15 protein-coding genes are annotated in these 12,814 nt (G+C 43.3%); 8 read left to right on the top strand and 7 right to left on the bottom strand.

Features of this window, described 5'->3' with window-relative positions:
- Nucleotides 1–92: 92 nt before the first annotated feature.
- The 7 genes from AAC000_RS14710 to AAC000_RS14680 all read right to left on the bottom strand — a co-directional run bounded on the left by AAC000_RS14710 (nucleotide 93) and on the right by AAC000_RS14680 (nucleotide 8,353).
- The gene (locus AAC000_RS14710; protein ID WP_339723580.1) at nucleotides 93–2,315 is read right to left on the bottom strand and encodes an ATPase, T2SS/T4P/T4SS family; all 2,223 of its coding nucleotides are present in this window, start codon (nucleotides 2,313–2,315) and stop codon (nucleotides 93–95) included.
- A gap of 149 nt (nucleotides 2,316–2,464) precedes the next feature.
- Nucleotides 2,465–3,604 carry a HupE/UreJ family protein gene (locus AAC000_RS14705; protein ID WP_339723578.1) on the bottom strand — a complete coding sequence of 380 codons (1,140 nt, stop codon included), beginning with the start codon at nucleotides 3,602–3,604 and terminating at the stop codon, nucleotides 2,465–2,467.
- Between the two features lie 44 nt (nucleotides 3,605–3,648).
- The gene (locus tag AAC000_RS14700; protein WP_339723576.1) at nucleotides 3,649–4,767 is read right to left on the bottom strand and encodes a hypothetical protein; all 1,119 of its coding nucleotides are present in this window, start codon (nucleotides 4,765–4,767) and stop codon (nucleotides 3,649–3,651) included.
- Between the two features lie 79 nt (nucleotides 4,768–4,846).
- Nucleotides 4,847–5,350, bottom strand: coding sequence for an Ig-like domain-containing protein (locus AAC000_RS14695; protein ID WP_339723574.1), 504 nt, complete (start codon nucleotides 5,348–5,350; stop codon nucleotides 4,847–4,849).
- Between the two features lie 10 nt (nucleotides 5,351–5,360).
- Nucleotides 5,361–6,953 carry a DUF4331 domain-containing protein gene (locus tag AAC000_RS14690; protein WP_339723573.1) on the bottom strand — a complete coding sequence of 531 codons (1,593 nt, stop codon included), beginning with the start codon at nucleotides 6,951–6,953 and terminating at the stop codon, nucleotides 5,361–5,363.
- Nucleotides 6,954–7,112: 159 nt separating this feature from the next.
- Nucleotides 7,113–7,826, bottom strand: a complete 714-nt coding sequence (locus tag AAC000_RS14685; RefSeq protein WP_339723572.1) for an anti-sigma factor — start codon at nucleotides 7,824–7,826, stop codon at nucleotides 7,113–7,115.
- A complete protein-coding gene (locus AAC000_RS14680) occupies nucleotides 7,823–8,353 on the bottom strand; it encodes a sigma-70 family RNA polymerase sigma factor (protein WP_339723571.1) in 531 nt (176 codons plus the stop codon). The genes AAC000_RS14685 and AAC000_RS14680 overlap by 4 nt, the downstream gene beginning before the upstream one ends.
- Nucleotides 8,354–8,738: 385 nt before the next feature.
- Between AAC000_RS14680 and rpsJ the strand changes: the two genes are divergently transcribed.
- Genes rpsJ through rpsC form a run of 8 tightly spaced genes read left to right on the top strand, consistent with a single transcriptional unit; the run spans nucleotide 8,739 to nucleotide 12,813 of the window.
- Nucleotides 8,739–9,050 carry a 30S ribosomal protein S10 gene (gene rpsJ / locus AAC000_RS14675; RefSeq protein WP_006992667.1) on the top strand — a complete coding sequence of 104 codons (312 nt, stop codon included), beginning with the start codon at nucleotides 8,739–8,741 and terminating at the stop codon, nucleotides 9,048–9,050.
- 17 nt (nucleotides 9,051–9,067) lie between these two features.
- Nucleotides 9,068–9,706: a 50S ribosomal protein L3 gene (gene rplC, locus AAC000_RS14670; RefSeq protein WP_339723570.1), complete on the top strand. Its 639-nt coding sequence runs from the start codon at nucleotides 9,068–9,070 to the stop codon at nucleotides 9,704–9,706.
- An 18-nt stretch (nucleotides 9,707–9,724) separates the two neighbouring features.
- Nucleotides 9,725–10,330, top strand: a complete 606-nt coding sequence (gene rplD, locus AAC000_RS14665; RefSeq protein WP_007622479.1) for a 50S ribosomal protein L4 — start codon at nucleotides 9,725–9,727, stop codon at nucleotides 10,328–10,330.
- Nucleotides 10,327–10,629, top strand: a complete 303-nt coding sequence (rplW, locus tag AAC000_RS14660; protein ID WP_339723567.1) for a 50S ribosomal protein L23 — start codon at nucleotides 10,327–10,329, stop codon at nucleotides 10,627–10,629. The genes rplD and rplW overlap by 4 nt, the downstream gene beginning before the upstream one ends.
- 14 nt (nucleotides 10,630–10,643) lie before the next feature.
- Nucleotides 10,644–11,468, top strand: a complete 825-nt coding sequence (gene rplB, locus AAC000_RS14655) for a 50S ribosomal protein L2 (protein ID WP_339723565.1) — start codon at nucleotides 10,644–10,646, stop codon at nucleotides 11,466–11,468.
- Nucleotides 11,469–11,483: 15 nt separating this feature from the next.
- A complete protein-coding gene (rpsS, locus tag AAC000_RS14650; RefSeq protein ID WP_014107406.1) occupies nucleotides 11,484–11,759 on the top strand; it encodes a 30S ribosomal protein S19 in 276 nt (91 codons plus the stop codon).
- A 10-nt stretch (nucleotides 11,760–11,769) separates the two neighbouring features.
- Complete coding sequence (gene rplV / locus AAC000_RS14645; RefSeq protein WP_339723560.1) at nucleotides 11,770–12,102, top strand: 50S ribosomal protein L22; 333 nt, start codon at nucleotides 11,770–11,772, stop codon at nucleotides 12,100–12,102.
- Nucleotides 12,103–12,111: 9 nt separating this feature from the next.
- Nucleotides 12,112–12,813, top strand: a complete 702-nt coding sequence (gene rpsC / locus AAC000_RS14640; RefSeq protein WP_339723559.1) for a 30S ribosomal protein S3 — start codon at nucleotides 12,112–12,114, stop codon at nucleotides 12,811–12,813.
- Nucleotide 12,814 lies beyond the last annotated feature (1 nt).

The raw sequence follows: 12,814 nt of genomic DNA, 5'->3' as shown, positions 1-12,814 counted from the left end.
CTAAGCAATTATTCTAAATGTTTGAATAAAATAAGTCAGAAACTAAGGATGCCCCAGGATCAATAGCAGTGCACTTTTGGCGAAACAAATAGTTAACTGGTGCCGCTGATAATTTGAATTTGGGGAATATCTGTATCACCTTTGAGCACTTTTAGAATGCCATCTTGGGTTAGTGTGCGCATTCCATCCTTCATGGCTTGGGCTTTCATTTCGTGAACTGAGGCCTCTTTGTATACTAAAGAGCGTAATTCTCCGGTCATGGATAACAATTCATGTACCCCGGTTCTACCTCTATAACCTGTATCTCCGCATTCTTCACATCCTTTGCCTCTGAAAAGCATTAACGGTTCAGGCAGGTTTAGCTCTGCGATATATTCTTCGCCATATTGACGCCTAATAAATGCGAGGTCAGTTTCGCTTGCAGGGTATTTCTCCTTGCAATTCGGGCAGATGGTTCGGATTAGACGCTGTGCTAAAATACCCACACAGGCATCAGAAAAGTTGACTGGATCAAGGCCCAAGTCCAATAAACGAGAAATCGTTTCTGGAGCAGAGTTGGTATGCAGTGTAGAAAACACTAAGTGCCCAGTCAGTGACGCCTCAATACCGGCATGTGCAGTTTCTTTATCACGCATTTCACCAATCAGTATTATGTCAGGGTCGGCACGTAAAAACGCTCTTAACGCATTGGCGAAAGTAAAACCAATCTTGGCACTGACTTGCACTTGTTGTAAGCCGGGCTGGGTGATTTCTACAGGGTCTTCCGCGGTCCATATTTTCTTTTCTGGTGTATTAATATGGCCTAGTACTGCATGCAAGGTGGTTGTTTTACCCGAACCAGTAGGCCCTACTACTAGCATAATGCCATGTGGCTTTTGTACCAGCTCAAGAATTTTTTCATGATTGCGAGGTGATAAATTGAGTTTACTCAGCGGCATGGCACCACCTGCAGCCAAAATCCGCATAACTACGCCTTCGCCTGCTATGGTCGGGATGGTGGCCACACGCACTTCAATTAACTGACCTGACATTCTAAAAGACAGTTTGCCATCTTGGGGCACACGCTTTTCAGCAATGTTTAGATTTGACATGATTTTAATACGGGCAATTACCGCACTATGGTGCGATGCCGGCACTTGGGTGACATCTCTACATACCCCGTCAATACGCATACGTACTCGAGTGGGGGCATTTTTTTCAGGATCGACGTGGATATCAGATGCGTTTAGGCGTTTGGCATCGTGTAATACTCTACTTACTAGCCTAACAACAGCAGGTGCGTCGTCTGACATTTCATCAGCTTGTTCGTCTAACTCATCTGCACTGGTACCGATTTCATCAAGGATCTCATCCATTGCACCTGGACCCGCTCCACCCCCTGCAGCCTCGCCTAAATATTGCAGAATAATGTTAGGTAAACTAACGGATATTTCGTAACTGTCTATCCCTAACGCACTTTCAATTTCCATTAACAAAGTGGCGTTATTGGGCTCAGACATCAACACTATAGGGTTGTCTTTTACGTCAGCTAAAACGGCTACAAAATTCCGCTTCAAATAAGATAAATTTAGCTTACTGTCACTTTGAAACAGATGATACTTATCTGGTAAATAGGCTAAATATGGCACTTGGAAGTGTACGGATAGCGCGTTACCTAAGTCGTCTTCAGGTACTCTGTGCTCAGACGTTAGGCGCTGTACTAACTGGCGGTTGTCATGACTTGTTTCTTGAAGTTTTTTTAATTCTTTTTCAGCAATAAGATTGCGGTGCACCAAATAATCAAAAGGTTGACTGGTTCCACCTAATTCGTAACGAAACTTTTTCCCCATGATTTCTGCGATGGCGTTGGCAAGGGCAAGGTCATCTTCAGTAAAGGCCGCATCTTTTTTATTGATGATCTGCATTACACCCATCAATACGCCAGAATCGAGAATCGGAATACAGATAATATTACGAGTTTTAAAGGTTGAGCCTTTGTCGAATTTATCGGCGAAATTTAGACGTTTATGAATACTGGCTAGTTCTTCCTTATTATATGGGTCGTTAATAATCAGGGGTAATTGACTCAGAGCCACATATCCCGCAATCGACATTGGGCTAATAGGCACTTTGATTTCGCGGGTTTCTTTGCCGGTTTTAAAGCGTGCGACTAAGTCTTGATGTTGGCGGCGACGCTGAAAAATACTCATGCGCTCAGCATCAAATAAGCCCAAAACAAAGGGTTCTAGCTTATGATAAGCATCCATAAGCGATGGATACGTTTTAAGTAGCTGGTTAATGCGGTCGAGATGATTTTGGTTAACGTCAGAATTCATATATTTAGTTCAGTGTGCGTTTCGCTGTTTTTCTTCTACGTATATAAGCACTTACTATAACTGAGCAATGTCTTACAGCAAACTACTTCTACTGTATTCTCACCTATAGCATGCAAACCTTTACACTAAATTGCTTTTGGATGAATATTTCAAAAGCGTTGAATACTCCAGCTTAGTGCAATGAGTGCAATCAATCCTGAGCCAACTTTGACACCATATTGCTGATACCAGCTTCTTTTACTGACTAATATTAGTAGGGGTAACACCACTACCAAAATCATAAGTTGCCCGAATTCGACACCCAAATTAAAAGAGAGAACCGACAATAACTTTTGATCTTTGGCTAAGCCTAACTCACCTAATACACCCGCAAAGCCCATGCCGTGCAATAAACCAAATGCGAAAGTAATCCAACCAAGTCTGAGAATAATTGGCCAAATATTATTTAAGGCCGTCAATAATACTGAAATGGCAATGCCTAATTCCACCCATCTACTATTAGGTGTGATTAATTCCATTGCTGTGGCAGTCAGCGTAAGTGAGTGGGCCAGAGTAAAAGCCGTAACTATCCACGCTGCGTTTTTAAATACACTTTTGTTGTTGAGTGCTACCGACCATTGCTTATTTTCTCGACTTAAGGCGCAGGTTAATAATAAGGCGATGAGAAACAAAATATGATCTATTCCCATAAAAATATGCAACACACCTTGGTAAACATATAGTGTAAAAGTTTGCCAAGCACTGGTTTGCGTTAAATCGATTACAAAACTATCGTCGCTATTTTCAATCACTCCGCTTGAGTAACTGGTGTTTCCTTCGGCATTGATAAGCAATTTATGATCACTATCTTGTTGAAAAACACCGCTATAATTGACGGTTAATTGTGATGAGTCATTTGGACAAGACCAACTGAAATCCGCAGCTAAATAACCTTCATTAAAATGTTCAGTCATTTGTAGTTGTGGAGAAAAACTTAATTCACAAGGTTGGTTCATTGCGACAAAGATTAAATGCTGCTTTAAAAAGCGGATGATTGCACTTTGTCGTTGCTGGACTTCACCCCATAATAATTGGCCATCGGTATTGGCGTCTAACCCTATAATATTATCGAGGTCGAACCATCTCAGTTGAATTTGTCCTTTATTGACTTGCTTATCTGAGGTATCGAGATTGAGATAACCAGTACTCATTTGATGGGCACTTGCATGACTTGTTAGACAAATTAAAATGGCAGCGGTGAAGTAACGAAGAAAAGCCTTAACTACCCTGGCTTTGTTGAGGTGCTTCATTATTTTTAATTCCTTTGTATCTAATTGATAACATGTCATAAGTTTCAAAGCTGATCTGATTGCATTATTTTAGCTTTTTCTAGGAGTATTTTGTCATCGTTAAGTTTCGCTTGTTGCCAATTTAAACTGGCCCAGTATAAAGCTTCAATAGCATTGGGGCGAACGTAAATGTAATAACGGGCTATATCAGCTGCATGATAGACATCATTGCGGGCTATGCGTAAATTCACACGCTTTTTAAATAAAGACTGCCAGCGGGTTTGTGCTGTATGTGTTTCTGCGATCGCTAGGCGGCTCAATAGGGCGTCGTCCTTAAAGCCCGCCTTGTCAACGAGACTCCCCAATTGCCTTAATACGGCTAGAGGTTGACCAAGCGCAAGTTGCACATCTGCCCACAACACGGTAAAACTCAGTGGTTTAATGTGTAAATTTTTATTATCAGACAATCCTTTTTCCAGCCATTGTTGCGCTTCATTGGGTAAATCAAGGTGCAGTGCCATTTCAGCAGTGATTTGTAACAACCAATTGTTCAATGAGTTCTCGGCAAAAGTCCGCTGATTGTTTAACAGTGCTGTCATTTGTTGATAACTTTCGGGTAGCTGCTGTAACTGAGCGCTGGCTTCTAAAGTACATGCAGCTGCAGTGACTAGTTGGGCTTGGCCTATGAGTTCTCCGCAAGTTTTTTTAGCTTGAGCAAAGTCTCCTTGAGCAAGTTGTACACTGGCTTTAAGTAACGTGACATTAGTGTTGTATTGTTTTTGTAACTTTTGTGCTTGATTAAGAATTTTTTCTGCTAATGCAAATTGATGTTGGTGTTGCATTACACGAGCCCAAAGATATAAAAGCTGGATTTGTTGGTTGTTGTCTATTGTTTCGTCAATACTTTGTAAGTAGTCATCGGAAATAAAAGGTTTTAGCAATGCTCTAGCGCGTCCATAGTGCTTATTTTCTTGACCAGGATATTGGCTCTGATCTATGTGCCAAGTCACTTTTGCTAGTCGCTCAGGTAAAGTCATATTTATTTTTTTGTGACTGTTTTCGACATCCCATGACGCCACAACCGTTTGTGGATTTAGAGGAGTGCTCGGTTTTGCTAAGATAGCAAAGGTTAAGGTCATTAATAATAATCCCAGTAGGATCGCTAAACTATGGTGTTGTTTCATATAGAGCCTCAGACAGCTAAGATTTTGATTACTTAAACGTAATGATTAAAAAACGCCGTCCGTGGCGTTGGAAATTGTTTTAGTTATCCATTAGCAGGTCATCATAAGCAGCTTCATCTTCAACATCCTGAATAAAGGTTCTGCCTTTTAAGCTAAGCGGCTTATCAGCTGGTAATTGATTAAACGCTTGGCGACTGTAGTCACCAAAGCTGACCGCTAAGGTTTCAATAGTAATCTCAACTGTGGCAACAACCGCCTCGTTCACGCCGTCTGATACACTAAACTCGAAACTATCTATGCCGGTTTGATCCTGTGGTGGCTGATAGGTAAAACTACCTGAAGCGTCAAAGTTCAATGAGCCAGACGTTGGGGCAGTGACAATGGCATAGGTCAGCATGTCACCATCACTATCATTACCAGTCACGCTTTCCATAATCGAGGTGTTAGTCTGCGTCGTCAGGCTAGTCGAGTTGGCCGTTGGCGGACTATTGACCTTATAGGGCTCATGGTCGTTATCATTGCAAGCTGCTAAAGCACTGGCCATCACTACTGCTGCAGAAGTTTTTAGTAGAAAAGTTTTCATTACACACTCCTTATTCTGAACCAGAAATAGGGGGCGCCAAATACGGAAATGATGTCATCATCATCGACGAATCTAATGGCGCACCATCGGTAAAGGGGACATTACCCACACTTGCATCTTCAGGTGTACAGAAGCCCAAGTTGGTGGGCGTACCAGCAACAGGAATGTCGTAACATAACGCCCCCATGACAACACGTAAGGCAATATCAACCACATCATCACCTGGACGTCGGCCATTAGGGAAACCCGCTAAATCATCACCAGCCACACCAAAGGCACTCTGTTGTGTTGCTACAGTGGCAGGAATGCCGGTATTTAAACGCAACATTTCTGATGGTGTGACAGTGGCGAGCTGGTTAACGCCCTCAACTCCTGTTAAAAATGCAGCAACTAAATCTGTTCTAGGAAAATTAGTTGGAGCTAAGGTTTCAAGAGAGGTCCCTAATGTCGTGTTAACCGCATCTTTAAATAAAATGTTCAACAATTCAGGCAGTGTAGGATGAGTCACAAATTCAGCAAACTGGCCATCATCTGCAGGATGAGAAGCTGAAAAGGTATCTTTAGTCGCTAGACCAATGACTAGCTCGTTGACCAAAGGGCTACCTAAACGCGAGACTTGTGTCAGTGCACCACCATTCACTTCCGTTGCAGCAAAGTTGGCATCAGGATTCAAAATGCGGGCTTGCGGAAGGCTAGCCGTTGTCCACGCACCTACTACACCGTTGCCATCTCCAGTAATGCAGGCTTTGGGGATTTCAACCGCAATGGATGTGACATTTTTATCTGCTAATACATCGTTATCCGAAGTTTGAGTAATGCCTCCAGGGAATCCTGCGGCATCACCTGCGCCAGGTGTACTGTCTCCTTCAACTGGCACGTAGTTAACCAAGTCGAAAGTTTTACCTAGGTTGACTACAAAAGGGTCTTTACGTTGCCCAACAAAGACTTTACCCATGCTGTCACAACCTGGTAAAGCAAAGTTGTAGACAAAGCTATCTGCATACACCTCATAGGCTGAGGTGTCGCCAAATGTTTTGTTACCAATGTAATCCAGTGGTTTGCCAAAAGTTGTTGTGGCGTTGGCGGCGTTTTGGATGGCTGTTGCGGTACCTGTGCGCTGAGCACCTTCAACCAAAGTCATGGTATAGGTTTCGCCAAAGTTCGCTGCAGTTGCGTTGCTTGCTGTGACCGGACCAATATTTTTAAGAGGTACACCCACTTCAACTTGTTCACCAGCCGTGCCGACCATTAAGGTGGCACCTGCATTATTATTGGGAAGCGCAGAAGCAAAACGAAATTGAAACGTAAGGTCTTCAACTGCATCACCGTCATTATCTATATGTACGCTATAAACTGCGGCAGGATCCATCGCATAATAGTTAGGTCCGCCGTAGGGGTCTTGCAATGGAATATAGTTGGCAATCATAGTGACATAATCACTACGACCGTTTTCATAACTGTTGAAAGCATAAAAATCGGTGGAATCTAAGGTGGGAAAGCGCGTGATGTTTGGTGCTTCTCTATGACTGGATGCTAACGCATTAGAGCCGATTATTGCTGTAGCCATTATGCTCAGCATCAAGGTAGTTGACTGTTTTTTCATGACATGTTTCTCCAAGTTTGGTCATTGTCTTTTAACCAAACGATCATGGAGGTAAACTGGATGCAAATTTTTTAAATTAGTTTTGCCACCTTTTTACAGCCTATAAAAAAGACTGGCTTAGCCAGTCTTTGCAATTAAGTAAAAATGAATATTAACCTTTTATAAGATGGCTAATTCGGCAACAAATAATACCTCGGTTGGTGCGCCATTGGGGGAGCCGCCTAAAGGCTCAAGACTAACCGCTAGTGCGACTATTTCTAGTCGATCATAAATATCTACTTTATTGAGCGTTCTTACTCCAGATTGTGGCAGCAGACCTAATGATATAGGAGGCCTTCCATCTTCCGCTAGCATCCATAGTTGGTAATCATTTTGTGCCCGTTTGGTGACATTAATCGTTGCGGTAGTGGTCAAAACGTCGCGGCTTACTTCAATTAACCACATTGGCTGGTTATCAGTATTTTGCATTACACTGAGCTGTTCGACTGGGACTTGAGTTATTGGAACCTTTACCTGTATCAACAACACTGCCAGCACAATGGCGGCCGCAGACGCGAGCCCTGTGAAAGTTTGCCATTTACGTGATGATTTGGTTTTAATAGGCACAATGTTATCCATAACAATAGTGTTACTCCGTGGATCATCAAAGGCTAACCTTAGCTTCACCTTTTGCCACACTATAGGATCAGGGGAGATTGGTGTCACTTGTTCACCGAGGTTGTTGATATGCTGCTCCCAACGATCTGTAGTGGCACGCAGGCTAGGGTATTGCACCAACAATTGTTGGAACCTCTTCCGCGCTGCTCCGCGCAGAGTACCAAGTACGTACTCTGCTGCTAACGCATCCTGCCGCTCTTGATTGAGATAATTCATATTCCTAAGCACCTCTTAAGTAACTGCATGCCTCGGCGGATCATACTTTTTGTTGACCCCAAAGGTGCATCAATATGTTCAGTCACCTCTTGATGAGATAACCCTTTAAAAAAAGCCAGATGAATGGCTTGTTTCTGCTGACTTTCTAATTGTTCAAGACAAATATCTAATTGTTTTTTATCTTGGCTATTAGGTGTGGCCGGTATGTTGTCCGCTGTTTGAGTTGTATCATCCAGTTCTTGCTCATTACGAATTTTGTAATATCTGAGTAGATCAAGGGCTCGATATCGAGCAATACTGATCATCCAAGTGAGCACTGTACCTTTGCCTGTTTGATATTGGTCAGCGTTATGCCAAATTTTCACATAGGCATCTTGAACGGCATCCTCCGCCCATTCTTTTTTGCGTAACATCTTTAGGCTAATGGCATAAAGTTGAGCGCTAGTCGCGCCATAAAGGCTCGCAAAAGCTTGTTGGTCACCTGCTGCTGTTTTAGCCAGTAAGACCAAGTGTTGTTCATGCTCCATATTGAATCCGTTAATTATATTGATTTAAAAATATAGTAGGTGAAGGTAATACGTTTAACGAAAGTAAATAGATGCATTTATATCTTTGTATAGAGTTTTAGCACATTCATTGCTTTTGCGGTTGCAATCTACTTATTCGTATGTATAATGCGCGCCCACTGTCCTACTAACTTGTTAGTTGAGACGTGATTAACGGGCGGTTATCTAGGTCAATTAGTGCTTGTCACTACTTTAGCTAACCTCTAGCAACAAATGTTCGCATCAAGTTGCACGTTGATACTAAAACAGGACCCCAATTGGGGGTCAGCAGTTTACACGCATCCTCCTGTCAATAATATTGATGGTGTGGGTGATTTTTTTTGTTCTTTCGGTTGGAGCTTAATCGATGCCAAATCAAAGAATTCGTATTCGTTTGAAAGCGTTTGATCACAAGTTGATCGATCAGTCTACGGCTGAAATCGTTGAAACAGCGAAGCGTACCGGTGCTCAGGTTAGTGGACCTATTCCTCTACCTACCCGTAAAGAGCGTTATACAATACTTACTTCACCTCACGTAAACAAAGATGCGCGTGATCAGTATGAAATTCGTACACATAAGCGTTTGGTGGATATCATCGAGCCTACTGATAAAACAGTAGACGCCTTGATGAGATTGGACTTGGCTGCCGGTGTTGATGTTCAAATCAGCCTGGGCTAACAAGAGAGGGTTTTAACATGGCGATTGGTCTTATCGGTCGTAAAGTAGGTATGACTCGCATCTTCACTGAAGATGGTGTGTCTATTCCTGTGACTGTGATAGAAGCCACCCCGAATCGTGTTACTCAGTTACGCACTGAAGAAACCGACGGGTACAAAGCGCTTCAAGTAACAGCTGGCGACAAAAAAGCTAACCGCGTTAATAAAGCAGCAGCAGGTCATTTTGCTAAAGCTGGCGTGGAAGCGGGTCGTGGGTTGTGGGAGTTCCGTTTAGACAACAATGAAGGTGAAGGCATAGAAGTTGGCAGTGAAATTACTGTTGAAATTTTTGCTGAAACTAAAATGGTTGACGTTGTCGGTACTTCTAAAGGTAAAGGTTTCCAAGGTGCAATTAAGCGCTGGAACTTTAGCCATCAACGTAACACACATGGTAACTCATTGTCGCATCGTGCACCTGGTTCGATTGGTCAAAACCAATCACCTGGTAAAGTTTTCAAAGGTAAGAAAATGGCCGGTCAGATGGGTAACAAACGCGTAACTATGCAGTCTTTGGACGTAGTGCGAGTAGATACTGAGAACAACCTTTTATTAGTAAAAGGTACGGTTCCCGGTGCTCCTGGCGGCGATGTCATTATCAAAGCTGCTATCAAAGCGTAACGTCTGGGGAGTTAAGTGATGGAATTAGTATTGAAAGACGCAAAAAGCGCTCTTGAAGTATCCGAAGCAACCTTTGGACGTGATTTTAACGAAGCACTAGTACACCAAGTAGTAGTCGCATTCGGTGCAGGAGCTCGTCAGGGTTCTAAAGCACAAAAAACACGCTCTGAAGTACGCGGTGGTGGTGCCAAACCTTGGCGTCAAAAAGGAACTGGTCGTGCCCGTGCTGGTACAATCCGTAGTCCTATCTGGCGTTCTGGTGGTGTAACTTTCGCAGCAAAGCCACAGGATCACAGCCAAAAGGTTAACAAAAAGATGTACCGTGGTGCTATTCAAAGCATCCTTTCAGAATTGGTACGTCAAGAACGTTTAATCGTGGTTGAAAAATTTGCAGTTGAAACTCCGAAAACTAAGGAATTAATTTCTAAGTTGAAAGAGCTTGAACTTAAAGATGTACTTATTGTGACATCAGAAGTTGATGAGAACTTGTTCTTGTCTGCACGTAACTTGTATAAAGTTGATGTGCGTGATGTTCAGGGTATTGACCCAGTAAGTCTTATTGCATTCGAAAAAGTATTGATGACTGCTGATGCAGTTAAACAATTAGAGGAGTCGCTAGCATGATAAATGAAGAGCGTCTACTTAAGGTGCTATTAGCACCACATGTTTCTGAAAAAGCAACGCTATCTGCTGAGATAAACAACACTGTTGTTTTGAAAGTAGTCAAAGATGCGAACAAAGAAGAAATCAAAGCGGCAGTTGAAAAATTGTTCGAAGTTGAAGTTGATTCTGTTCGTACCCTAAACGTGAAGGGTAAAACCAAACGTCACGGTGCATCATTTGGCAAGCGTAAAGACTGGAAAAAAGCTTACGTTGTGCTTAAAGAAGGTCAAGACATCGACTTTACTGGCAGCGAAGGCTAAGAAGGGGATTAGATATGCCATTATTAAAAGCTAAACCGACTTCTCCTGGTCGTCGTCACGTAGTTCAGGTAACCAACCCTGATTTACACAAAGGCGCACCTTATGCACCTTTGCTTGAAAAGAACAGCAAATCTGGTGGTCGTAACAACAATGGTCGCATTACCGTGCGTCATATTGGTGGCGGTCACAAGCATCATTATCGTGTGATCGATTTTAAACGTAACAAAGATGGCATCCCAGCCAAAATTGAACGTTTAGAATATGATCCAAACCGTTCTGCAAACATCTGTTTGGTGTTGTATGCAGATGGTGAACGTCGTTATATTTTGGCTCCTAAAGGCGCTAAAGCAGGCGATGCAATCCAGTCAGGTTCTGATGCGCCGATTAAAGCAGGTAATACTTTACCAATGCGTAACATTCCAGTAGGTACTACGGTACACGCTATTGAAATGAAGCCTGGTAAAGGTGCCCAAATTGCTCGTTCTGCAGGTACTTATGCACAGATCCTAGCGCGCGCGGAAGGTTATGTAACCCTTCGTTTACGTTCTGGTGAAGTTCGTCGAGTATTAGCAGATTGCCGTGCCACCATTGGTGAAATCGGTAATGCAGAACACATGCTACGTTCACTTGGTAAAGCCGGTGCGAACAGATGGCGCGGTATCCGCCCAACTGTACGTGGTGTAGCCATGAACCCTGTTGATCACCCACATGGTGGTGGTGAAGGTCGTACCTCTGGTGGCCGTCATCCTGTTTCACCTTGGGGCGTTCCAACTAAGGGCAAGAAAACACGTAGTAACAAGCGTACTGATAAATTAATCGTACGTCGTCGTAATAAGTAACAGCGAGGATTCACCATGCCACGTTCTCTCAAGAAGGGTCCATTCATAGACCTACACTTGCTGAAGAAGGTTGAGGCTGCAGTGGAGAAAGGCGAGAAAAAACCAATAAAGACTTGGTCTCGTCGCTCTATGATCATCCCAGATATGATTGGGTTGACCATTGCGGTCCATAACGGTCGTCAACACGTTCCTGTATTTGTCAGTGACGAAATGGTCGGCCATAAATTGGGCGAATTTGCTCCAACGCGTACTTACCGTGGCCATGTCGCGGATAAGAAAGCCAAGAGATAGGAAATAGATTATGGAAGCTTTTGCTAAACATCGTCATGCTCGTACCTCTGCTCAAAAGGCTCGCTTGGTAGCAGATCAAATTCGTGGTTTACACGTTGAAAAGGCCCTTGAAGTGCTGTCTTACAGCCCTAAAAAAGGCGCCGATCTAATCAAGAAAGTATTAGAGTCAGCGATTGCGAACGCCGAACATAACGAAGGTGCGGATATCGACGAATTGTCAGTATCTCAAATCTTTGTTGACGAAGGTCCAACTATGAAGCGTATCAAGCCAAGAGCCAAAGGCCGTGCTGATCGTATATTTAAGCGTAGCAGTCACATCACCGTTGTTGTGGCTGATAACTAGGAGAAGATAATGGGACAGAAGGTACATCCTACAGGCATACGCCTGGGTATCAGCAAACCATGGACATCTACCTGGTACGCTAATACTGCAGATTATGCAGATAACCTGTTTAATGATCATCAGGTACGTCAGTATCTGACTAAGGCACTTAAAAGTGCTTCACTTTCGAAGATCGTTATCGAACGTCCAGCGAAAAGCATACGTGTAACTATACACACTGCTCGCCCTGGTGTTGTTATCGGTAAGAAAGGTGAAGACGTTGAGAAGCTACGTAAGTATGTATCTAAGCTAGCCGGTGTGCCAGCTCAGATCAACATTGCTGAAGTACGCAAGCCTGAATTAGACGGACAACTTGTTGCAGATAGTATTGCTAGCCAATTAGAGCGTCGGGTTATGTTCCGTCGTGCTATGAAGCGCGCAGTGCAAAATGCAATGCGAATTGGTGCTAAAGGTATCAAAGTTCAAGTAAGCGGCCGTTTAGGCGGTGCTGAAATTGCGCGTGCCGAGTGGTATCGTGAAGGTCGTGTTCCATTACACACTTTCCGTGCTGACATCGACTATGCAACGTCAGAAGCTGCGACAACTTACGGTATCATTGGCGTAAAAGTATGGATCTTCAAAGGTGAAGTATTAGGTGGCATGCCACTTACTCACGAGCAGCCAGCTGCCGCACCTAAGAAGAAGGGCCGTGCTCCTAAGCGTGAGGGCTAAT

This window comes from uncultured Paraglaciecola sp. (assembly GCF_963977085.1).
Classification (GTDB): Bacteria; Pseudomonadota; Gammaproteobacteria; order Enterobacterales; family Alteromonadaceae; genus Paraglaciecola.
Note: the sequence above shows the minus strand (reverse complement) of the source record. Positions and strands in the feature narration are given on the sequence as shown.